This window comes from Neptuniibacter sp. QD48_11, assembly GCF_047778095.1.
Classification (GTDB): Bacteria; Pseudomonadota; Gammaproteobacteria; order Pseudomonadales; family Balneatricaceae; genus Neptuniibacter.
The window spans coordinates 2,826,699-2,849,565 of record NZ_CP180551.1; the positions used below are offsets into that span (position 1 = coordinate 2,826,699).

Sequence of the window (22,867 nt, forward strand, 5' to 3'; positions counted from 1 at the left end):
CAAGTTTTACCACTGCCCTAAATTGCTCTCAGGCAGCACCATTACTGACTATTATAATATTGAGTGTAGCTGCTTAAAAATGATAGCGCACCATTTTAGTGCATAAATATAATTAAGATTTTAATCGTCACTAAATAAGTGCATAAGGGTAAGATTTAAAAACAAAAAAGCCTCCACAAGGGAGGCTTTTTCCAGAAGAGCTAAGACTTATACAGAGTAGTACAGGTCAAATTCAACTGGGTGAGTAGTCATGTTCACTTTCTCAACTTCTTCACGCTTAAGCGCGATGAATGCATCAAGCATGTCGTCAGTGAATACGCCACCTTGAGTCAAGAAGTCACGATCTTCTTCAAGAGCGTTTAGAGCTTCTTCTAGAGATGAAGCAACCTGTGGGATCTCAGCAGCTTCTTCAGCTGGTAGATCGTAAAGGTCTTTATCTGCAGCATCGCCAGGGTGGATCTTGTTCTTGATACCGTCAAGACCAGCCATCATCAATGCAGAGAAACATAGGTATGGGTTCGCAGATGGATCTGGGAAACGCGCTTCTACACGACGAGCTTTAGGGCTAGTCACGTATGGGATACGGATTGAAGCAGAACGGTTACGTGCAGAGTAAGCAAGCATAACTGGAGCTTCGAAACCTGGTACTAGACGCTTGTAAGCGTTAGTAGAAGAGTTAGTCAAAGCGTTAAGCGCTTTAGCGTGCTTGATGATACCACCGATGTAGTAAAGAGCAGTTTCAGACATGCCCGCGTATGCATCACCAGCAAACAGGTTAACACCGTCTTTAGATAGAGACATGTGAACGTGCATACCAGAACCGTTGTCACCAACTAGTGGCTTAGGCATGAATGTAGCTGTTTTGCCGTAAGCGTGCGCAACGTTGTGTACACAGTACTTAAGAACCTGAACTTCGTCCGCTTTAGCAGTCAAAGTGTTCGCACCAACACCGATTTCACACTGACCAGCAGTTGCTACTTCGTGGTGGTGTACTTCAATCTCAAGATCCATCGCTTCCATCGCGTCACACATAGCGCCACGTAGGTCGTGAAGAGAATCAATTGGTGGAACTGGGAAGTAACCGCCTTTAACACGTGGACGGTGACCAGTGTTACCACCTTCGATCTTGTGGCTAGACGCCCAAGACGCTTCTTCAGAAGCGATTTCATAACCGCAGCCAGAGATGTCTGCGTGCCACTTAACTTCGTCAAATACGAAGAACTCTGGCTCAGGACCAAACATAGCTGTGTCAGCAATACCTGTAGACTTAAGGTACTCTTCTGCACGCTTAGCTACAGAACGTGGGTCACGCTCGTAACCTTGACCAGTAGCTGGCTCAACAATGTTACAACGAACGATTACAGTAGTAGCTTCAGAGAATGGATCCAGTAGAGAAGCGCTGTCGTCCGGCATCAAAATCATGTCTGAATCGTTGATACCTTTCCAACCGGAGATGGATGAACCATCGAACATTTTACCTTCTTCAAAGAAGTCATCGCCCATGTCGGAAACTGGGATAGTTACGTGCTGCTCTTTACCGTGAGAATCGGTGAAACGCAGGTCAAGCCACTTAGCATTGCTTTCTTTGATCAGATTCAGAGTCTTCTCTGACATGAGACTTTCTCCACTTAGTAATTACCAGGCTGAACATCGCCAGCCTAAAGAAATCAGAATTAATTATCGGCTTAGGACAAAGCAACAAGCGTGCCAGAACAGAAAATCCAGCATTCCTCCACATTTAGAGGCACTTGCAGCATAAATGCACCAAAAGCACCGCACCAAAATCGAACACAAGCAACTTTAATGCACCATAATAGTGCGATTTTCATTGAATCAATTTTTATGCACCGTTATGGGCCTATAATATACTCCAACCTTATTCAAAACGCCCACCTATAATGTGTCTGTTTTTAACTTAATTCCTACTCAGATCAATCCACTTATGTAGATAGAAATAAGAAAAACAAAAACTCTGTCGATTTGATTAAGAAATATGCAGTAATTTATCTATAAACACGTATAATTCCGCATTCGCAAAAATATCTCACAGGTATACACACGTGATCGAAAAGCTAAGAAACATCGCTATCATCGCGCACGTTGACCACGGTAAAACAACCCTGGTTGATAAGCTGCTTGCACAATCCGGCACACTAGGCCGTCGTGATGAAGGCACTGAGCGCATCATGGACTCCAACGACCAGGAGAAAGAGCGCGGCATTACCATTTTGGCAAAAAACACTGCTATCAAATGGAACGACTACCGCATCAACATTGTGGACACTCCTGGGCACGCCGACTTCGGTGGTGAAGTAGAGCGCGTACTGTCTATGGTTGACTGTGTATGCCTACTAGTTGACGCTGTTGATGGTCCAATGCCACAAACACGCTTCGTAACTCAGAAAGCATTTGACCAAGGACTACGTCCAATCGTTGTAATCAACAAGATTGACCGCCCTGGCGCACGTCCAGATTGGGTTATCGATCAAGTATTTGATCTATTCGATAGCCTAGGTGCTACTGATGAGCAACTAGACTTCCCAATTGTTTACGCATCTGCACTAAACGGTATTGCAGGTCTAGAGCCAGACGATATGTCTGAGGATATGACACCACTTTTCGAAGCGATCGTTGAGCATGTAGATCCACCAAAAGTAGACGTTGATGGCCCACTACAGATGCAAGTATCTGCACTGGACTACAACAGCTACCTTGGCGTTATCGGTGTTGGCCGAGTTACTCGCGGTACTATCAACACGAATACGCAAGTAAAAGTTATTGATCGTGAAGGTGCTGTTCGTAGCGGCCGCATCCTGAAGATCATGGGTTATCACGGCCTAGAGCGTGTAGAAGTAGAAAGCGCAACTGCAGGTGACATTATCTGTGTTACTGGTATTGACGCTTTAAACATCTCTGACACTATCTGCGACCCTGATAAAGTTGAAGCTCTTCCAGCACTAAGTGTAGATGAGCCGACAGTATCAATGACGTTCCAGGTTAACGACTCTCCGTTCGCAGGTCAGGATGGTAAGTTTGTAACTAGTCGTAACATCAAAGAGCGCCTAGAGCGTGAACTTATCCACAACGTTGCCCTTCGCGTAGAAGATGGTGAGACACCAGAGAAATTCAAAGTATCCGGTCGTGGTGAACTTCACCTTTCTGTATTGATTGAAACAATGCGCCGTGAAGGCTTCGAGCTAGGTGTATCTCGTCCAGAAGTAATTCAGAAAGAAGTCGATGGTGAAATCCACGAACCATACGAAATGGTTATGATCGACGTTGAAGACGAGCACCAAGGTTCTGTTATTGAAGAACTAGGCAAGCGTAAAGGTGACATGACAAACATGGAAGTAGACGGCAAAGGCCGTGTACGTCTAACGTTCATGATCCCATCTCGCGGCCTTATCGGCTTCCGTTCTCTGTTCCTGACAATGACTTCAGGTACAGGCATCATGACTTCTATCTTCGACCACTATGGTCCAGTTAAAGAAGGTGAAGTTGTTAGCCGTATCAATGGTGTTCTTGTATCCATGGTTACAGGTAAAGCTCTTGGTTACGCACTATGGAACCTACAAGACCGTGGTCGTCTATGCATCGAACCAAACGTTGAAGTTTACGAAGGTATGCTACTAGGCATCCACAGTCGTAATAATGACCTAGCTGTAAACCCAACTAAAGGTAAGCAGCTAACTAACGTTCGTGCTTCTGGTTCTGATGAAAACATCCAGCTAACACCTCCTGTGAAATTCACACTGGAGCAAGCGCTAGATTTCATCGAAGATGATGAATTGGTAGAAGTTACACCTAACTTCATCCGTCTACGTAAGAAGCTTCTTAAAGAGAACGAACGTAAACGCGCGAAGAACAAATAAGAGATTATCTCTATCTTAAAAAGGCAGCCTTGAGCTGCCTTTTTTATTTTCTAATACCGTAGCTCTGACACAACTAGCTCACTATACTTACAAATTAGGACGTCAATCTGTGCCGGAGGCCATATGCGCATTCCCTACCCTGAAATACACCCCTATAACGAATTTCAGCTAAAGGTATCTGATACCCACAGCCTTTATGTAGAGGAAAGTGGCAACCCTCAAGGTATGCCAGCACTATTTGTTCACGGAGGCCCCGGCGGCGGAACTGCGCCAGCACATCGAAGCTTTTTTGATCCAGAGAAATATCGAATCATTTTGTTTGATCAACGCGGTTGCGGCAAATCTACACCTCATTCAGATCTCACAGATAATACGACCTCTGATCTAATAGCAGACATGGAAGCAATCAGAAAATATCTGAATGTGGATAAATGGTTACTATTCGGTGGTTCTTGGGGCTCTACTCTAAGCATTCTCTACGCTCAAGCTCATCCCGGTCGAGTATCCGGCATGATTCTCAGAGGCATTTTTCTCTGTCGAGAACAGGATATCCAGTGGTTTTATCAACGTGGAGCGAGTGCAATTTTCCCAGACTATTGGAAAGAGTACGAACAGATCATTCCAAGAACTGAGCGTGACGACATGCTCAAAGCCTACTACAAGCGCTTAACCTCATCTAATGAGATCGCACGCATGTCTGCAGCAAAGGCATGGTCAATATGGGAAGGTCGTTGCTCTACGCTAGATCCAAACAACGATATAGTTGATCATTTTGCAGATCCCCACGTAGCGCTTGCAATGGCGAGAATAGAAGCGCATTTCTTTATAAATAAAGCCTTTATAGAGCCCAACCAAATCATTAATAATTGTTCCAAAATAGAAAAAATTAAAACAGTGATCGTACATGGCCGTTACGATATGGTATGCCCCATCGAACAAGCTCAAGCTCTCTATGATGCTTTACCAGAATCAGAGTTTCACATCGTACGAGACGCCGGTCATTCAGCGTTTGAGCCTGGTATTACTGACAATCTAATTCGTGCAACAGATAACTTCGCCATATCATTGGCATAATACATACAGACACAAGCAAACCTGAATATGAAAGCACTGATCCAAAGAGTAAAATCAGCTAGCGTCGAAGTTAACGCAGAAACCGTAGGCAAAATTAACCAAGGCATTTTATTACTACTGGGTATAGAGAAAACTGACACTGAAGCAGACGCCAACAAACTGCTAAAAAAAATACTCGGTTATCGTGTTTTTGCTGATAACGAAGGGAAAATGAACCTCAATCTACAACAGATCAATGGCGGATTGCTCATAGTCTCTCAATTCACGATTGTGGCAGACACTAAAAAAGGTTTACGACCAAGCTTCTCTTCAGGCGCATCACCAGAGCACGGTGAAAAACTATATAACTACTTTGTACAGCAAGCCAAACAACAGCACACAGAGGTTGAAACAGGTATTTTTGCTGCGGATATGGCCGTCTCATTAACCAATGATGGGCCAGTTACCTTTTGGCTGGAAAGCTAAAGTTACAGGGCCTATCAAACCTCCGATGAGAGCTGATAGGCCTTTAATCGCTTCTTCTCTTCTACCTCATCATCAATCGGTCTATTTAATCTCGCCGCCCGATAATGGTTATTAAAGACAGAAAAATAATCTGACATTATTTCTGCCCCTTTTTGATCACCGGCTAGCTTTAACATTTCTGCAGCCACCTCAGCTGTACACAATTGACCAGCAACAGGCGCCTTGCGCAGCTTATATTGAGAGGTAGAAGTTACATGGGGCTGGATGACCGGTAGGTGATCTAAATAGCGGCTATGCCGAAACATACGCCTAGCTTGACGCCAAGTACCATCGAGGATGATGAAAACTGGCTTTTTCCCAGGCTTGAGCTCGAAATCAACCATCCTACCCATATAGTCATCACCCTCCGGAAAAACAATGTAAGGGTCTATGTCCTCATGATTTATTGCCTCAAGCAACTCCTGACTAGGCTCAGTCCTAGACCATTTAAATCGTTGCGTGTCGGCAATACAGTCCTCAATGAGTCGCCCCGTATTGGTAGGCTTGAATGTTTCATCATGATGCATAAGTAAGTAAAAACTCGCTAAAGCATCGTACTGAAGTTTGTAATCACAAATACAAGCGCGAATAGACAATAAGCACGACTTACAACGCTCGGTTTTAGACCCGCGTGCAATGAATGGTTTGGATTCAATCATTGTAATGTTTGAGGTTGATTAGAAGATTGGAACAGCTCCGCGGCGACACCCCAGTCTAAACCGACGGCTCCACGGTGTAAGAGATGAAATATTTGATGAAGCTCTTGATAACTTAGAACACTAGCCGCGACAGGTTCGTCACCACCGGAAAAAAATAAAAGCTTATACTGCCCGTCGTGATGACTAATATCTAATCGACTTAGTAGCAATGCACTTTCAGCCATAACTTGAGTGCTTTCTCGCTGAACCTGGAGAGCTTGTTGAGCGTCCTCATGATGAAACTGAGCCATATGCATCTTTTGCTGAACGGGCGCATCGGCTATTTCAGTTACCGTCTTTTCGAACAACCCCTGCACAGCATCGAGCAAACGCAGCACTAATTTTCGTGTCAGCCAAAAATCGATTCTCTGCTGTCCATTACTAAGATTACCGACAAGAAGAATTCGATCTTCCAGTTGATCATAATTAAAAGTAAAAGCAGCAATATTTAACATCGAATGCCTCATTTAGCTGAAAAAATTTAACGTAACCACAAAATAGGTTAGCCAGATAATTAGTCTAAGCTAAGCTTTTGAATACAATTAAAAATTGTCAGCTATCATTGAATAAAGTAAGTTGTATTTTAACAACTATTTGAGAAGGACTGTATGCCTCCTGTTTCAGAACAATCAACAAGTTATGTGATCCCAGCGCGCCCAGAAGTACTTATAAGTATCACTGAGGCTCTGAGACAATCAGATCCTGACATCAAAGGCATCTGTAATTTAATCAAACAGGACGTAGCCTTATATAGCTCAGTTATCGCTACTGTTAACTCATCATATTTTGGAATACGGACAGAAATAACATCCGTTGAACGAGCGGTTGCACTTTTGGGTATTAAACGGGTTTTTAATATCGTGCAACTGGCAGCATTAAAGAACAGCCTCTCAGCAGTAGGCCCAATGGAGAGGTTCTGGGATACAGCCACAGAAGTAGCTCGAATCACCGCCGCTTTAGCAAATCAATTCACCAATCTAGATCCTGACGAAACCTACACACTAGGCATGCTACATGACAGTGGCATTCCACTATTAATGCAAGCCAAGCCCGAATTCAAGGACAAACTTAGGGAGCTCAATGGAGCAAGCCTAACAGAAATTAATGAGCAAGAGCTCGCTCTATATGGCGTTAGTCATTATCAACTAAGCGCAGAACTCGCTAGAAAGTGGAATATAGGCGAATCCACAGCAGAAGCTATTGCTCGACAGCCCTACTACGAAAAGACCTTCCAAGAGCCAGCTGACGAAAAAGAGGCAATGCGCTTAAAACTATGCATGCTTCTTTTAGCAAGAGACATTAGTGATGCTTACAGGCACTTCTGGCGAATTCCAGATCCTAAAGAAGAAGCAATCAAGATTATGCCGGTCTTGAACTTCCTCGGAATTAGCGACTTTGACTACGCCGATCTGAAAGAAGACATAGTTAATACACTTAGCCTGCAGCAATGAATATCTTCAGTTGCTAGTTGCTAGTTGCTAGTTGCTAGTTGCTAGTTGCTAGTTGCTAAAGAGGGTATGCGGATAAAACCTGGTGTAAATACTTGGTTAAGTAGTTTTATCCCAAAACGAAAAAACCCCGATCACAGCGTGACCGGGGTTTTCTCTTAATTAAATGCTTGGCGATGACCTACTCTCACATGGGGAAGCCCCACACTACCATCGGCGATGTTGCGTTTCACGTCTGAGTTCGGGATGGATTCAGGTGGTTCCACAACTCTATGGTCGCCAAGCAAAACTGTTACAACTTAGATCTGATTCTTCTTTTATTTGATCTAGATAGTTTATCGACTGTAGCTTAACTACGCGCTAATTCGTTACTCTCTATCGTCTTACATATCTTACAAGTCACTTACCAAACGCCTTGGGCGTTATATGGTCAAGCCTCACGGGCAATTAGTATTGGTTAGCTCAACGCCTCACAGCGCTTCCACACCCAACCTATCAACGTCGTAGTCTTCAACGGCCCTTTAGGGGAATCAAGTTCCCAGTGAGATCTCATCTTGAAGGAGGCTTCCCGCTTAGATGCTTTCAGCGGTTATCCCGTCCGAACGTAGCTACCCGGCAATGCAATTGGCATCACAACCGGTACACCAGAGGTTCGTTCACTCCGGTCCTCTCGTACTAGGAGCAACTCTTCTCAAATCTCAAACGCCCACGGCAGATAGGGACCGAACTGTCTCACGACGTTCTAAACCCAGCTCGCGTACCACTTTAAATGGCGAACAGCCATACCCTTGGGACCGGCTTCAGCCCCAGGATGTGATGAGCCGACATCGAGGTGCCAAACACCGCCGTCGATGTGAACTCTTGGGCGGTATCAGCCTGTTATCCCCGGAGTACCTTTTATCCGTTGAGCGATGGCCCTTCCATACAGAACCACCGGATCACTAGAACCTACTTTCGTACCTGCTCGACGTGTCTGTCTCGCAGTCAAGCACCCTTCTACTCTTGCGCTCATTGCATGATTTCCGACCATGCTGAGGGTACCTTCGTGCTCCTCCGTTACTCTTTGGGAGGAGACCGCCCCAGTCAAACTACCCACCACACAATGTCCCCGATCCCGCTTAGGGAACTGGGTTAGAACCTCAACATTACCAGGCTGGTATTTCAAAGGTGGCTCCACCTGAACTGGCGTCCAAGTTTCAAAGCCTCCCAGCTATTCTACACAAGTAATGTCAAAGTCCACTGTGAAGCTGTAGTAAAGGTTCACGGGGTCTTTCCGTCTAGCCGCGGGTAAACTGCATCTTAACAGCTATTTCAATTTCACTGAGTCTCGGGTGGAGACAGTGTGGCCATCGTTACGCCATTCGTGCAGGTCGGAACTTACCCGACAAGGAATTTCGCTACCTTAGGACCGTTATAGTTACGGCCGCCGTTTACCGGGGCTTCGATCAAGAGCTTCGCATACGCTAACCCCATCAATTAACCTTCCGGCACCGGGCAGGCGTCACACCCTATACGTCCTCTTTCGAGTTTGCAGAGTGCTATGTTTTTAATAAACAGTCGCAGCCACCTGGTATCTTCGACCGCCAACAGCTTAGAGAGCAAGTCTCATCACCGTCAGCGGCGCACCTTCTCCCGAAGTTACGGTGCCATTTTGCCTAGTTCCTTCACCCGAGTTTTCTCATACGCCTTAGTATTCTCTACCTGACCACCTGTGTCGGTTTAGGGTACGGTTAGTCATAACCTGAAGCTTAGAGGATTTTCCTGGAAGCATGGCATCAACTACTTCAGTCCATAAAGGACCTCGTCATCGGTTCTCGGTCTTAAGGACCCGGATTTGCCTAAGTCCTCAACCTACTACCTTAAACGCGGACAACCAACGCCGCGCTAGCCTAGCCTTCTCCGTCCCCCCATCGCAGTTATGAGCAGTACAGGAATATTAACCTGTTTCCCATCGGATACGCTCTTCAGCCTCTCCTTAGGGGCCGACTCACCCTACCTCGAATAGCGTTGGATAGGAACCCTTGGTCTTCCGGCGGGGAGGGTTTTCACCTCCCTTATCGTTACTCATGTCAGCATTCGCACTTCTGATACCTCCACGGTGCCTTACAGCTTCCGCTTCAACAGCTTACAGAACGCTCCTCTACCATGCACAAAGTGCATCCGTAGCTTCGGTGTTATGCTTAGCCCCGTTATATCTTCCGCGCGGGCCGACTCGACTAGTGAGCTATTACGCTTTCTTTAAAGGGTGGCTGCTTCTAAGCCAACCTCCTAGCTGTCTAAGCCTTCCCACATCGTTTCCCACTTAGCATAAACTTTGGGACCTTAGCTGACGGTCTGGGTTGTTTCCCTTTCCACGACGGACGTTAGCACCCGCCGTGTGTCTCCCGTGATTGAACTCATGGGTATTCGGAGTTTGCATCGGGTTGGTAAGTCGGGATGACCCCCTAGCCGAAACAGTGCTCTACCCCCATGGTTAGACACGAGGCACTACCTAAATAGTTTTCGAGGAGAACCAGCTATCTCCGAGTTTGATTAGCCTTTCACTCCTATCCACAAGTCATCCGCTGGCTTTTCAACGACAGTCGGTTCGGTCCTCCAATGCATGTTACTGCATCTTCAACCTGCCCATGGATAGATCACTCGGTTTCGGGTCTACTCCTAGCGACTGGACGCCCTATTAAGACTCGGTTTCCCTACGGCTCCGCAAATGCTTAACCTTGCCACTAAAAGTAAGTCGCTGACCCATTATACAAAAGGTACGCAGTCACCGTCCGAAAACGGCTCCCACTGCTTGTACGTACACGGTTTCAGGGTCTATTTCACTCCCCTCACAGGGGTTCTTTTCGCCTTTCCCTCACGGTACTGGTTCACTATCGGTCAGTCAGGAGTATTTAGCCTTGGAGGATGGTCCCCCCATATTCAGACAGCGTTTCACGTGTGCCGTCCTACTCGATTTCACTTTAAAAGACCTTTCACATACGGGGCTATCACCCACTATGGCCACACTTTCCAGAGTGTTCTGTTAAATCTAATAAAGCTTAAGGGCTGGTCCCCGTTCGCTCGCCGCTACTTAGGGAATCTCGGTTGATTTCTTTTCCTCTGGGTACTTAGATGTTTCAGTTCCCCAGGTTCGCCTCTAATAACCTATGTATTCAGTTAAAAGATACCTATAAATAGGTGGGTTTCCCCATTCGGAAATGTCCGGATCAAAGGTTGTTTACCACCTCCCCGAACCTTATCGCAGGTTACAACGTCCTTCATCGCCTCTGACTGCCAAGGCATCCACCGTGCACGCTTAGTCACTTGACCATATAACCCGAAGGCGTCTGGAATCACAGTAACTTGTATTGCTAGTAACGATAGATTTCGCCGAATTGGCGCATGCAGTAAAACTACATGTCTTAAATCTAAATCAAATGAATCAAATCCAAATTGTTAAAGAGCGTTTAAAGCAAAAAAGCTTTAAAAGATAATGTCTTAACCGACAATATGTTTTAAAACTCTTCCTTCTCATCCTTAGGATGATGGTGGAGCTATGCGGGATCGAACCGCAGACCTCCTGCGTGCAAAGCAGGCGCTCTCCCAGCTGAGCTATAGCCCCAAAGAAAACAGTAAGGCTATTATTGGTAGGCCTGAGTGGACTTGAACCACCGACCTCACCCTTATCAGGGGTGCGCTCTAACCAGCTGAGCTACAAGCCTACACCGTTGCTCTTAACTTCTCTGATCAGATAATTCGTGTGAACGCTTGCCGAGAATCGGCTTTCGTTTAAGGAGGTGATCCAGCCCCAGGTTCCCCTAGGGCTACCTTGTTACGACTTCACCCCAGTCATGAACCACACCGTGGTAACCGCCCTCCCGAAGGTTAAGCTAGCTACTTCTGGTGCAATCCACTCCCATGGTGTGACGGGCGGTGTGTACAAGGCCCGGGAACGTATTCACCGCGACATTCTGATTCGCGATTACTAGCGATTCCGACTTCATGGAGTCGAGTTGCAGACTCCAATCCGGACTACGACCGGTTTTCTGAGATTAGCTTACCCTCGCAGGTTCGCGGCCCTCTGTACCGGCCATTGTAGCACGTGTGTAGCCCAACTCGTAAGGGCCATGATGACTTGACGTCGTCCCCACCTTCCTCCGGTTTGTCACCGGCAGTCTCCTTAGAGTTCCCACCCGAAGTGCTGGCAAATAAGGACAAGGGTTGCGCTCGTTACGGGACTTAACCCAACATTTCACAACACGAGCTGACGACAGCCATGCAGCACCTGTCTCAGAGTTCCCGAAGGCACGAAACTATCTCTAGTAACTTCTCTGGATGTCAAGAGTTGGTAAGGTTCTTCGCGTTGCGTCGAATTAAACCACATGCTCCACCGCTTGTGCGGGCCCCCGTCAATTCATTTGAGTTTTAACCTTGCGGCCGTACTCCCCAGGCGGTCTACTTATCGCGTTAGCTGCGCCACTAAAAGATCAAGTCTCCCAACGGCTAGTAGACATCGTTTACGGCGTGGACTACCAGGGTATCTAATCCTGTTTGCTCCCCACGCTTTCGCACCTCAGTGTCAGTATCGGTCCAGGTAGTCGCCTTCGCCACTGGTGTTCCTTCCTATATCTACGCATTTCACCGCTACACAGGAAATTCCACTACCCTCTACCGTACTCTAGATTGGCAGTATCAGGTGCAGTTCCAAGGTTGAGCCCTGGGCTTTCACATCTGACTGACCAATCCACCTACGCGCGCTTTACGCCCAGTAATTCCGATTAACGCTCGCACCCTCCGTATTACCGCGGCTGCTGGCACGGAGTTAGCCGGTGCTTCTTCTGCAGTTAACGTCACAGCTAGCAGGTATTAACTACTAACCTTTCCTCACTGCTGAAAGTGCTTTACAACCCTAGGGCCTTCTTCACACACGCGGCATGGCTGCATCAGGCTTGCGCCCATTGTGCAATATTCCCCACTGCTGCCTCCCGTAGGAGTCTGGACCGTGTCTCAGTTCCAGTGTGGCTGATCATCCTCTCAGACCAGCTAGAGATCGTCGCCTTGGTGAGCCATTACCTCACCAACTAGCTAATCTCACGCAGGCTCATCCAATAGTGCAAGGTCCGAAGATCCCCTGCTTTCCCCCGTAGGGCGTATGCGGTATTAGACCAAATTTCTCTGGCTTATCCCCCGCTACTGGGTAGATTCCTACGCGTTACTCACCCGTCCGCCACTCGTCATCAACTAGCAAGCTAGTCATGTTACCGTTCGACTTGCATGTGTTAGGCCTGCCGCCAGCGTTCAATCTGAGCCATGATCAAACTCTTCAGTTTAAATCATTTGTGTTACCAGGAATGTGGTAACGGGCTCTAGTACTAAACAACCGGATAACATTCTTAAGAACGTTAAACCTTTGTAAATCGCTTTAAATGAATTCACTTGGTTGCTTGTCTAGAAAAAGTTTGCTTCTTCTCAACAAGCGCCCACACGAATTATCTGATCAAATTGTTAAAGAGCGTTGCTTTTTTGACTCTCCGCTGACTCAGCGTTTCGTCTCAAGCGAGGCGCATATTCTACTGTGCGCTCATTCAAAGTCAACCGTTTATTTTGCAATTTTGTAAAAAGCTTTTACTCAGCAACCGGACTTTGAATCCTGCTCCGTAAGAAATCTTAAAAACCAATGTTTTCAATCACTTACTAAGCACCTCACTCAGCTCTGCAGCCCCTTTAAAAGCGGCCTCCCTAAGCAAGGACGGCGAATTCTACAGACATCTGAAAAAGGGTCAACACCCAATCTTAAAAAAAGTGCAAAAAGTTGAAAAAACTTACAAATCACCGCAAATCGATCAAGCATCAATCAACGGAGTATAAATAGTAGTCAACAGATACAAAAAAGGCGCTGAGTTTTAGCTCAACGCCTCTTAATATAGTGAATACTAGTCTGGTGTACTGAAATGCTGGATATCTACTTGCTGTATTTCACCGACATCGATACTTTCAGAAAAAAAGTTCGTCGCAACTCGAGCAAACCTTAAAGGATCATCTGTAACAAGAAACTCAACTTCGCCTTTTTCCGATGAGAGATTTAGCAATTTTGATTGTGCTAATGTTTTCTCAACAGCATCTGCCGTAGTTTCTGCAGAATCAACTAAAGTAACCTCTTCCCCCATCACCGCAGCAATACTCGATTTTAAAGCTGGAAAATGGGTACAGCCTAAAACAAGAGTATCAATCTTACCTAAACCTCTATGTTTAAGTGGATGAAGGCACTTATCAACAATTCGCTCAACTAACTCACCTTCATGCCAACCTTCCTCTGCCAAAGCTACAAATAATGAACAAGCCTCTGCAGACACCGATGCTTCAGGATTTAGTTTAAGAATTGCGTTCTGATAGGCTTGGTTATTAACCGTACTCTCAGTTGCAATAACACCAATATTATTATTATGTGTTACTTTACAACCCGCTTCAGCTCCTGGCCCTATTACACCCATTACAGCAAGCTGCGGGAAAATGGCTTGCAACGGCTCAACAGCAACCGCTGAAGCAGTATTACAAGCAATAACTAGAAGCTTTATTTTTCGCTCTACTAATGCAGTTGCTGCTTGCTCAGCATATCGGGTTACTGATGCAGCACTTTTAGTACCATATGGAACCCGTGCTGTGTCACCTAGATAAAGAAGGTTTTCTGCAGGTAAACGCTGCCTAAGCGCATTTAATACAGTTAACCCTCCTACACCCGAATCAAATACGCCTATTGGAAGGCTACAGCGCTCGATCATCGTTTATTCTTATTTTTTTTCTTTTTGTTAGCTTTTTTCAACTGTTTCACGTGATCGCGGAAACGCTCTTTTTTAGCAAGCTGGCGGCTACTTAGCGGATTCTGCTTTCCTTCAAATGGGTTTTCGCTCGATTTGAATTCAAAACGAATAGGCGTGCCCTTAATACCCAAAACCTGGATGAATTTATTTTCTAAGTATCGTTTGTAAGAACCAGGTAGCGATTTTGTTTGGTTACCGTGAATTACAATCACAGGCGGGTTAGAACCACCTTGGTGAGCATAACGCAATTTAATACGGCGACCTTTGACCATTGGAGGCTGATGATCAGCGACTACATCCTCCAGTAATCGAGTCAATTTACTCGTTGACCACTTCGCCATTGCATATTCATATGCTTCATCGACAGAGTCGTACATATTACCGACATTACTGCCGTGTAATGCTGAGATAAAATGCATTTCCGCAAAATCGGCGAATTCTAATTTCCTTTCAATTTGCTCTTTTACCTTTGCCTTCTCTTCACCGGTCATGCCATCCCACTTGTTAAGCGCAATAACCATTGAGCGACCGCTATCGATGACAAAGCTAAGCATATGCATATCTTGCTCAGTCACACCTTCTCGAGCATCGATCACAAATACGACGACATGTGCATCATTTACTGCTTGCAATGTCTTAACGATAGAGAATTTTTCTGCCGCTTCTGTAATATTTTTACGACGACGAACACCAGCCGTATCAATTAAGGTGTAGTTCTTCTCATCTCTAATATATGGGATATAAACACTGTCTCGAGTTGTACCTGCTTTATCAAATACAACTACACGATCTTCACCCAGCATTCGATTAACCAAAGTAGATTTACCTACATTTGGGCGACCAACTACGGCAATTTTAATACTCTTATCAACTTCATCCATGGTTTCTTGTGTTTCTTCCTCTACTTCAGGAAGTCCTTCAAGAACCATCTCGATCAACTGGGTTACACCACGGCCATGGGAAGCTGCAATCGGGAATGGCTGACCAAAGCCTAACTCATAGAAATCAGCGACAACCACATCTGGGTTTAAACCATCAGTCTTATTAACAACAAGGTAGAATGGCTTATTACTGCGACGAAGGTAATTCGCAATCATCTCATCAGCAGGGTTAATACCAGCTCGACCATCTACGATAAATAGTACTACATCAGCTTCTTCAACTGCCTGAAGCGATTGTTTTGCCATTTCATAATCAATACCTTGTTCATCACCGGTAATTCCCCCGGTATCAACAACAATGTAATCCTGTTCTTCATTCGCCAAGCGACCTTCACCGTATTTTCTATCACGGGTCAAACCTGGCAAATCAGCAACCAAGGCATCTCGAGAACGAGTAAGACGATTAAACAAAGTAGATTTGCCGACATTTGGTCGACCAACTAGCGCAATTACCGGTAGCATTTTACTCACCCCTGCTTTAAGTGCAGGTAAAAACAAAAACGGCGGCTATCTGCTCAGCAAATAGCCGCCTGAAAATTTATAATCTAATTACTGCAAACTTAGGGCAGCTAATCGACCACCATTTGTTAGCACGTACAGAACATCATCTTTCACGATCATATCACCATAGACACCTGACGAGTCTAGCTTATGACGCGCAATAAAGCGGCCATCAATCTGTGATAGGAAGTGTATGTATCCTTGACGATCTGCCACTGCAATTTCGGAACCTAAAGAAACAGGTGCAGTGATGCTTCGATATTGAAGCTTGGTTTGACGCCATACACTAGCACTACTTCCTCTATCGAATGCCTGCACAGAATCATCCGCTTCACTTACGTAGATATTGCCAAAGCCCTCAGCCATTGAGCGGTAGCTTGACACATCTTGAGCCCAAACAACCTGAGCTCTAAATGGGTTAATAGCGACTAAACGCCCTTGATAACTTGTAACGTATAACATGCCATCAACTAGCAATGGACGACCATCAATATCAACCATACGCTCTAATTCAGAGCGACCTTGTGGTAGCGCGACACGGTTTTCCCAAATAGGGATACCCTTTTGGTTATCTAACGCAACAAGCTTACCACTTGCTAAACCAGCAAAAGTAACATCGCTAGCTACGATTGGCGTACTTGTACCACGTAGCGTAAGCCTTGGTACTTGGCTATCGTAAACCCAACGTTTCTCACCGGTACTTGCTTCAAACGCTACAATTTTACCGTTGATCAGCTGAATAACTGCTAGCTCTGCATTAAATTGCGTCGCAGATGTTGCTTCCGAACTAACTTTTCCACGCCAAAGCTCATTACCGTTATCCGCAGCAAGGACGATCACCTCGCCCTCTTCTGTAGTAACAGCAACTTTACCGAAGCCTGCACCTACGCCACCAACAATCGACTGCTCTAGTTCAACCGTCCAGCGTTTTTTACCGGTTTCTAAATCAAAGGCGATTACAGAACCATCTGCATCTGCTGCAAAAATAGCGTCATGATCAATAGCAGGTTTAAACTGATGGAACTTACCCTTCATACCAGAGCCAGCAGAAGTGGACCAAAGTACCGATACTTTTTTCTCTGCTTCAAAAGACTCTAATGGCGTCGGTTGAACCTCTTCCCCGCCATCACCCCAGAATCCGCAACCGCTTACAACAGCTGCTAATAAACCAACAGCCGTTACACGAACAAGGCTCTTCATTTAGCTATCCTCAGATGCCAAGTCATTAAGTTTCATTTCCAGAATAGGTCGAGAACCTTCTTGACCCGCCGCTGCAACTGCAATTTTGTATGCTGCACGAGCTTTATCTGCATCACCTTGTTGCAAATACAGATCACCTTTCAGCTCTTCAATTGCAACTTTGTAACCACCCACGGGCACACTACCAATAAGCGTCAGCGCTTTATCAACTTCACCTTGGGCAGCAAGAATGCGTGCTTTACGTAAGTTGGCCAAAATAAACATAGATTCCGTTGGCTGGTTTTTAAGCAACCATTCCAACTCTTCTAGTGCTTTTGGTAGCTCTTTATTATCTGCAGCTACACGGGCCATTATTAACGCTGCATAATTAGCATATGCCGTGCCTTCATAATCATCTTTTAGCTGCTGGCTCAAGTGAGTCGCGGTAGCTAGTTGAGCTTCATCTTGTTGAGGCCCAACCGCACCTACAACGGCTTCTAGGAGGTTTTGATACAGAATAGATGCATTTTCAGCTTTAGCTGCTTGTTGATCCTGCCAGCCTTTCCATCCCAATACAGCAGCCAATGCCACAGCAACGCCCAAAATTAGGGATTTGCCGTTTTCATTCCACCAGTTTTTTAGTGCCTGGACCTGCTCTTCTTCGGTGCGTAACTCTGCCACCATTAACTCCTGTATCTAATAGACTTTTACGTTCGTATTTTACTAATCAGACTTATCGTAAACCGCTGATCTTATCGACAATTTGTTCTTCATTAAGATCAAATGAAGGCTCTTTGTCATACCAAATTGTGCCAGAAAGTTGCTGATTATCGTTTGCTTTAAGCAACAGAACAATAGGCGCACCCGTTTGCTGTGCTTTTTGGCTGATATTTTTTAAACCACCACAGTGAATACGGACCCTTAAACCCGGAAACTGATCACGTAGCTTATCCGCGAATAATACGATTCTTGATTGAATGCCTTTCTCCTCAGCTGCCACATAAAGATCAAAAGGCTGCTTTACACTTTCAGGTATCAGCTCTAAGGTTTCCAGCAATAGGATCAGGCGTTCAACCCCCATCGCGAAACCTACTGCAGGTGTTGGACGTCCACCAAGCTGCTTAACTAAGCCATCATAACGACCACCTGCACATACTGTTCCTTGAGCACCTAATTTCTCAGTCACCCACTCAAAAACCGTTTTGCAGTAGTAATCTAGACCACGCACTAAACGAGGATTAATCTCATAGGCGATACCCGCCTCATCTAACATTGAGGTTAATTCAGCAAAGTGGGTTTTCGATTCTTCATCAAGATAATCTGTAAGCACAGGTGCAGCATCAAGTAATGCTTGAGTATTCTGATCTTTACTGTCGAGAATACGAAGTGGGTTAGAATCAAGGCGACGCAAACTGTCTTCGTCCAACTGATCCTTTCTTTCTTCTAGATATTCAACAAGTGCAGCTTTATAATCCGCTCTTGCTTCGTTACTACCTAGCGAATTTAATTGCAGCGTTACCGAATCGAGAAGACCTAAGTGTTTCCATAATCGAGCACTTAGCATGATCACTTCGGCATCAATATCAGATGACGCCATACCAAAGGTCTCTACGCCAATTTGATGAAATTGACGATAACGGCCTTTCTGCGGGCGCTCATAACGGAACATTGGTCCTTGATACCAAAAGCGCTGCATCTGATTAAACAACAAGCCATGCTCCTCTGCTGCGCGGACACAACTTGCAGTACCTTCTGGACGCAAAGTTAAGCTTTCGCCATTGCGATCATCAAAGGTGTACATCTCTTTCTCAACGATATCAGTAACTTCACCGATAGAGCGTTTAAAAAGATTTGTTTGCTCAACCACAGGCATACGAATTTCACTATAACCGTATGCTGATAGAACATCTTTAACTGTCTTTTCTAGGTACTGCCATATTGGCGTTTGTTCAGGCAGGATGTCGTTCATCCCGCGAATGGCTTTAATCTTGGCCAAAACGAAAACCTTAATTCAAAATTATTCTGCTACCGGAAGGGTCAAGCGGACAATATTCTTACGTGTGTGAGGATCTAGATTAAGTGCTTTACCGTTATAGCTCACACTAGACACAGCATCTGCAGCCCCGATCAAAATATTCAATGGCGGTTTACCTGTCACATTAAGGCTTTGCCCTTTACCTCTAAGGTTATTAAACAAAGTCTTACCATTCGCATCCTTGATAGACACCCAACACTCTGCGACAAAAGAGGCGCTAAAATTAACTTCACTTAGATCCGCCGTAGAAGGTGTAGGAACAGGTTCTGAGTCAGGCTCAGTCGCCGCTTCAGTTTCTTCTGTAGTTTGAGCTTCTTTCTGCTCAATCGCTGTTTGTAACTTCTTAATCTCCTCAGCAGTGAGATATTCGGGTTCAGCTTCAGACTGATCTGCTGTAGGCGCCTGCTCCTCTACCGAATCAGATGCAGGCTGATCATCTAACTTTGGCAACACTAACTGGGCAGTCCCACCTTCTATTGCTACGACTGCATCTTCGGTTGGAGTTGGTAAAGACTCTGTTTGCACTGAACTTTCTTCTGTAGGTGCTATATCTTGTATAGATCCACCATGCTGAGTCTGCCACCACCATAGAATTAAACCGATAAGAGCGATAACGATAAGCCATGTTGAGATTTTCATCACGGGGTGATTCATCTCAACTTGCTGACGAACACGACTTACTGGGCGAATTTGACCTTTACCACCCTCGCCATGAATCGTTTCAAATTCTGCAACGAGTTGATCATCATCAAGGTGGAGTAGCTTCGCATAAGCACGGATATAGCCTTTAGCAAAGACAAGGCTGGGTAAGCCTTCTAAGCTACAAGCTTCCAGTTGAATAATATACTGTGCAGGTAAATTAAGATCGGTAGCTACTTGTTCAATACTTAAGGATAGATTTTCACGTGCTGTAGTTAAACGCGCACCCCACTCTTCTGCCAATACTTCGGGCAAACATTCTTGCTGTTCTGTGCTCAACGAGTGGACTCCTTATATTCCTGATACTCTTTTGATTCAGGAAATAAATTTTTCAATATCAAAGCGTATGTTGCAGCTCTGGAGGCGTTACGCTCTTCCCTAGCCAAACGTATACCAATCCAAAGGCTTTTAGCGTAATGCTCAACCCTACGGCTTTCAACAAGCGCTAAGAATTTTTGAAACTGTTTGTCTGCTTCTAGATAGTTACCTTCAGCAAGTAATATTTCAGATAATTCAACCATAGACACTGGCCTATTAGCTGTAACCTGAAGTGCACGTTGAAAGGCATGCTTAGCCGCATCTTCTCGATTCAGGTTGCGATAACAACGACCTAAATTTTCAAATGCTTGAGAGCGGCGATTATAGAAAGGATCTTCTGTCGCTCGAGCTAAGGCTCTGCACGCTTCTTCGTAACGCCCCTTTGCAAACAGAAAGGCGCCAAAATTATTGTGCATCATCGCGGATGAAGGCTCAAGAGCAGCAGCCCTACGAAAATACTTTTCCGCCAAATCATCATCACCTTCAATTTGGAACGCCAATGCTATGCCATTATGTGCTTCAGCATAACCTGACTGTATCTCAATAGCTCTTTGAAATGATGTTTTCGCGTTTGAAGTGTCACCGGATCGAAGGTATTGAAATCCTAAGCGAGTATAAGCCTCATGTGCCTGATTTTTCTCGCTATTTCTTGAGGAGCCTTTAGTTGCACACCCTGCAACGACTAGCACCATGAACAAAGCGAGTACCAGTTTGATTCCTCTCACGCGCTATCCCTCTTATTGCGTATTTTGCAACACCTGCTGTTCTTCTTGGACAACAGGAATATATTTTTGGCTGCGTCGGGTTTTATCTGCCACTTGCCCCACTAACTGACCGCAGGCTGCATCGATCTCATCACCACGTGTACGTCGAACTGTAGTTACAATTCCACCATGAACGATTACTTCTTTAAATGCCAGAATTCTTTCCTCTGAAGGACGCTCATAGCCTGAATTCGGGAAAGGATTAAATGGAATCAGGTTGAGCTTAGACGGCATCTTGCGCAGAACTTTTAATAACTGTTTAGCGTGCTCAGGCTTATCATTGACACCGTCAATCAGAGTATATTCGACGGTGATCACACGCTTATCATTTAAGTTTTCAAGGTAACGATTACATGCAGCCACCAATTCTTTGATTGGATAACGGCGGTTAATAGGTACCAAAATATCTCGTAGATCATCATTTGGAGCATGCAGGGAAACAGCCAAAGACACATCCGTTACATCTTTTAACTTATCAATAGCCGGAACAACACCTGCTGTTGATAACGTTACTCGACGCTTAGAAAGACAATAAGCATTATCTTCCATCATCAATGTCATCGCATCGACAACATTTTCAAAATTCATTAAGGGCTCGCCCATACCCATCATAACAACATTGGACACCACTCGCTGTGAGGTCGTGTTGTAATCGCCATAAGAGCGAATCGCAATCCTAAGCTGCCCGATAATTTCAGCCGCTGTTAGATTACTGTTAAAGCCTTGCTTACCTGTAGAACAGAAGCTGCAATCAAGAGAACACCCCACCTGAGAAGAAACACAGAGCGTCTTTCTTTCACCATCAGGGATCAATACAGCTTCGACACTTGAGCCACCTTCCGTGCGAATAACCCACTTACGCGTCCCATCCTTAGAGGTTTTTTCCATAAGCACTTCAGGCTCACGAATCTCAGCAACCTCCGCCAATTTTTGACGTAGGGCTTTACTGATGTTTGTCATCTCTTCAAAGTCAGAAGCACCAAGCTGATGAATCCATTTCAGCACTTGTGTTGCTCGGAATTTCTTTTCCCCAATTTCCTCAAAGAAAGCTTCCATCTTTGTTGGAGATAAACCGAGTAAATTTACTTTTTTAGTGGATTCAGTCATGGATGACAGGTACTCATATTTTGTAACAAAGGCAGGCTGCCTGTAAAAAGTCTAGATTACAGACAGCCCAAACGGTAATTACTTACCGAAGAAGTATGCGATTTCGCGCTCAGCAGAAGCTGGAGAGTCAGAACCGTGAACAGCGTTAGCGTCGATAGACTGTGCAAAATCACGACGGATAGTGCCTTCAGCTGCTTCTTGTGGGTTAGTTGCACCCATAAGTTCGCGGTTAAGAGCGATTGCATTTTCACCTTCTAGAACCTGAACAACTACAGGACCAGAAGTCATGAATTCAACTAGATCACCGAAGAATGGACGCTCTTTGTGCTCAGCGTAGAAACCTTCAGCTTCTTCTTTAGAAAGCTGTTTTAGTTGCATTTCAACGATTTTAAGACCGTTAGACTCGAAACGAGAAACGATTTTACCGATTACATTTTTAGCAACTGCATCAGGCTTGATGATAGAGAACGTACGTTCTAGAGCCATTGTTTTAACTCCCAAAATTAAAATAAAAGAAATATCTAAAAACCAGCACAGCGAGACCTAAGCACAATCAAGCAAAAATCATGCATAAACTTAGATAGCTGAAAATAGGCTTTTAGATAGCCCCTCGAAATCAGCGCGCAATTATACGCCACTCTTATGACAGAAGACAGTAGCTAATATTAGCCTCCATAACCAAACAAACCCGGCAAGCCGGGTTTGTTTTAAAGGACTAATGGAATTAATCCATTTCCTCTATCCAAGCCATCTGAATCCCTTCCAGAATTTTCTCACCACAACGATCTGGATCATCATCAAATTCTTCTAGATCCATAACTTTCTGGTACAGATCCGGGAAGCTAATTACCATTGGGTCCTGATCTGGATACTTTTCAGATAACTCAATAGCGATATCTAGAACATCTGTCCATCTAAGACTCACAACCA

17 protein-coding genes, 2 tRNA genes and 3 rRNA genes are annotated in these 22,867 nt (G+C 45.0%); 4 read left to right on the top strand and 18 right to left on the bottom strand.

Going from position 1 to position 22,867, the window contains the following annotated elements; all coding sequences use genetic code 11:
- Positions 1-207: 207 nt before the first annotated feature.
- Positions 208-1,614 carry a glutamate--ammonia ligase gene (gene glnA, locus ACMXYU_RS13180; protein WP_415899042.1) on the bottom strand — a complete coding sequence of 469 codons (1,407 nt, stop codon included), beginning with the start codon at positions 1,612-1,614 and terminating at the stop codon, positions 208-210.
- A 446-nt stretch (positions 1,615-2,060) separates the two neighbouring features.
- Here glnA and typA point away from each other — a divergent pair, with 446 nt between their 5' ends.
- The 3 genes from typA (at position 2,061) to dtd (ending at position 5,411) form a co-directional block, all read left to right on the top strand.
- Positions 2,061-3,872, top strand: a complete 1,812-nt coding sequence (gene typA / locus ACMXYU_RS13185; protein WP_415899043.1) for a translational GTPase TypA — start codon at positions 2,061-2,063, stop codon at positions 3,870-3,872.
- A 123-nt stretch (positions 3,873-3,995) separates the two neighbouring features.
- Positions 3,996-4,946 (top strand): prolyl aminopeptidase, encoded by a 951-nt coding sequence (gene pip, locus ACMXYU_RS13190; protein WP_415899044.1) that lies wholly within the window; start codon positions 3,996-3,998, stop codon positions 4,944-4,946.
- A 27-nt stretch (positions 4,947-4,973) separates the two neighbouring features.
- Entirely contained in the window at positions 4,974-5,411 is a 438-nt protein-coding gene (gene dtd, locus ACMXYU_RS13195) for a D-aminoacyl-tRNA deacylase (protein WP_415899045.1), read from the top strand.
- A gap of 14 nt (positions 5,412-5,425) precedes the next feature.
- On the opposite strand, the gene ACMXYU_RS13200 is transcribed toward dtd, so the two are convergent.
- Both ACMXYU_RS13200 and ACMXYU_RS13205 read right to left on the bottom strand, forming a co-directional pair.
- On the bottom strand, positions 5,426-6,109 hold the full coding sequence (locus tag ACMXYU_RS13200) for a tRNA-uridine aminocarboxypropyltransferase (RefSeq protein ID WP_415899046.1): 684 nt from the start codon (positions 6,107-6,109) through the stop codon (positions 5,426-5,428).
- On the bottom strand, positions 6,106-6,603 hold the full coding sequence (locus tag ACMXYU_RS13205) for a hypothetical protein (RefSeq protein WP_415899047.1): 498 nt from the start codon (positions 6,601-6,603) through the stop codon (positions 6,106-6,108). Before ACMXYU_RS13205 ends, ACMXYU_RS13200 begins: the two co-directional genes overlap by 4 nt.
- A gap of 153 nt (positions 6,604-6,756) precedes the next feature.
- Here ACMXYU_RS13205 and ACMXYU_RS13210 point away from each other — a divergent pair, with 153 nt between their 5' ends.
- Positions 6,757-7,599: an HDOD domain-containing protein gene (locus ACMXYU_RS13210; protein ID WP_415899048.1), complete on the top strand. Its 843-nt coding sequence runs from the start codon at positions 6,757-6,759 to the stop codon at positions 7,597-7,599.
- Positions 7,600-7,764: 165 nt separating this feature from the next.
- Here the strand turns inward: ACMXYU_RS13210 and rrf are convergent.
- The 15 genes from rrf to iscX form a co-directional block, all read right to left on the bottom strand.
- Positions 7,765-7,880 (bottom strand): 5S ribosomal RNA (gene rrf, locus ACMXYU_RS13215).
- A 142-nt stretch (positions 7,881-8,022) separates the two neighbouring features.
- A 23S ribosomal RNA gene (locus tag ACMXYU_RS13220) occupies positions 8,023-10,905 on the bottom strand.
- A 216-nt stretch (positions 10,906-11,121) separates the two neighbouring features.
- Positions 11,122-11,197: transfer RNA gene (locus tag ACMXYU_RS13225), tRNA-Ala, on the bottom strand.
- A gap of 23 nt (positions 11,198-11,220) precedes the next feature.
- Positions 11,221-11,297: transfer RNA gene (locus ACMXYU_RS13230), tRNA-Ile, on the bottom strand.
- A 68-nt stretch (positions 11,298-11,365) separates the two neighbouring features.
- A 16S ribosomal RNA gene (locus ACMXYU_RS13235) occupies positions 11,366-12,905 on the bottom strand.
- The 16S, 23S and 5S rRNA genes sit together here with 2 tRNA genes alongside, the layout of an rRNA operon.
- 603 nt (positions 12,906-13,508) lie before the next feature.
- Positions 13,509-14,354 carry a glutamate racemase gene (gene murI / locus ACMXYU_RS13240; protein ID WP_415899049.1) on the bottom strand — a complete coding sequence of 282 codons (846 nt, stop codon included), beginning with the start codon at positions 14,352-14,354 and terminating at the stop codon, positions 13,509-13,511.
- Positions 14,351-15,796, bottom strand: a complete 1,446-nt coding sequence (gene der / locus ACMXYU_RS13245; RefSeq protein ID WP_415899050.1) for a ribosome biogenesis GTPase Der — start codon at positions 15,794-15,796, stop codon at positions 14,351-14,353. The genes murI and der overlap by 4 nt, the downstream gene beginning before the upstream one ends.
- 87 nt (positions 15,797-15,883) lie before the next feature.
- Positions 15,884-17,035, bottom strand: coding sequence for an outer membrane protein assembly factor BamB (gene bamB / locus ACMXYU_RS13250; RefSeq protein ID WP_415899051.1), 1,152 nt, complete (start codon positions 17,033-17,035; stop codon positions 15,884-15,886).
- A complete protein-coding gene (locus tag ACMXYU_RS13255; protein WP_415899052.1) occupies positions 17,036-17,695 on the bottom strand; it encodes a YfgM family protein in 660 nt (219 codons plus the stop codon).
- Between the two features lie 52 nt (positions 17,696-17,747).
- Positions 17,748-18,983 (bottom strand): histidine--tRNA ligase, encoded by a 1,236-nt coding sequence (gene hisS, locus ACMXYU_RS13260; protein ID WP_415901126.1) that lies wholly within the window; start codon positions 18,981-18,983, stop codon positions 17,748-17,750.
- A 48-nt stretch (positions 18,984-19,031) separates the two neighbouring features.
- The gene (locus tag ACMXYU_RS13265; RefSeq protein ID WP_415899053.1) at positions 19,032-20,027 is read right to left on the bottom strand and encodes a RodZ domain-containing protein; all 996 of its coding nucleotides are present in this window, start codon (positions 20,025-20,027) and stop codon (positions 19,032-19,034) included.
- Positions 20,024-20,791 carry a type IV pilus biogenesis/stability protein PilW gene (gene pilW, locus ACMXYU_RS13270; RefSeq protein ID WP_415899054.1) on the bottom strand — a complete coding sequence of 256 codons (768 nt, stop codon included), beginning with the start codon at positions 20,789-20,791 and terminating at the stop codon, positions 20,024-20,026. The genes ACMXYU_RS13265 and pilW overlap by 4 nt, the downstream gene beginning before the upstream one ends.
- Before the next feature lie 12 nt (positions 20,792-20,803).
- Positions 20,804-21,937 (bottom strand): 23S rRNA (adenine(2503)-C(2))-methyltransferase RlmN, encoded by a 1,134-nt coding sequence (gene rlmN / locus ACMXYU_RS13275; protein WP_415899055.1) that lies wholly within the window; start codon positions 21,935-21,937, stop codon positions 20,804-20,806.
- Positions 21,938-22,015: 78 nt separating this feature from the next.
- Positions 22,016-22,423, bottom strand: a complete 408-nt coding sequence (gene ndk / locus ACMXYU_RS13280; protein ID WP_067869919.1) for a nucleoside-diphosphate kinase — start codon at positions 22,421-22,423, stop codon at positions 22,016-22,018.
- A 238-nt stretch (positions 22,424-22,661) separates the two neighbouring features.
- On the bottom strand, positions 22,662-22,862 hold the full coding sequence (iscX, locus tag ACMXYU_RS13285) for a Fe-S cluster assembly protein IscX (RefSeq protein WP_415882217.1): 201 nt from the start codon (positions 22,860-22,862) through the stop codon (positions 22,662-22,664).
- Between the last annotated feature and the right edge of the window lie 5 nt (positions 22,863-22,867).

Excerpts from the sequence above, each read along its gene's own strand:
- glnA (WP_415899042.1), bottom strand. The coding sequence starts at position 1,614 with ATGTCAGAGAAGACTCTGAATCTGATCAAAGAAAGCAATGCTAAGTGG.
- pip (WP_415899044.1), top strand. The coding sequence starts at position 3,996 with ATGCGCATTCCCTACCCTGAAATACACCCCTATAACGAATTTCAGCTA.
- dtd (WP_415899045.1), top strand. The coding sequence starts at position 4,974 with ATGAAAGCACTGATCCAAAGAGTAAAATCAGCTAGCGTCGAAGTTAAC.
- ACMXYU_RS13200 (WP_415899046.1), bottom strand. The coding sequence starts at position 6,109 with ATGATTGAATCCAAACCATTCATTGCACGCGGGTCTAAAACCGAGCGT.
- ACMXYU_RS13205 (WP_415899047.1), bottom strand. The coding sequence starts at position 6,603 with ATGTTAAATATTGCTGCTTTTACTTTTAATTATGATCAACTGGAAGAT.
- ACMXYU_RS13210 (WP_415899048.1), top strand. The coding sequence starts at position 6,757 with ATGCCTCCTGTTTCAGAACAATCAACAAGTTATGTGATCCCAGCGCGC.
- murI (WP_415899049.1), bottom strand. The coding sequence starts at position 14,354 with ATGATCGAGCGCTGTAGCCTTCCAATAGGCGTATTTGATTCGGGTGTA.
- der (WP_415899050.1), bottom strand. The coding sequence starts at position 15,796 with ATGCTACCGGTAATTGCGCTAGTTGGTCGACCAAATGTCGGCAAATCT.
- bamB (WP_415899051.1), bottom strand. The coding sequence starts at position 17,035 with ATGAAGAGCCTTGTTCGTGTAACGGCTGTTGGTTTATTAGCAGCTGTT.
- hisS (WP_415901126.1), bottom strand. The coding sequence starts at position 18,983 with ATGAACGACATCCTGCCTGAACAAACGCCAATATGGCAGTACCTAGAA.
- rlmN (WP_415899055.1), bottom strand. The coding sequence starts at position 21,937 with ATGACTGAATCCACTAAAAAAGTAAATTTACTCGGTTTATCTCCAACA.
- ndk (WP_067869919.1), bottom strand. The coding sequence starts at position 22,423 with ATGGCTCTAGAACGTACGTTCTCTATCATCAAGCCTGATGCAGTTGCT.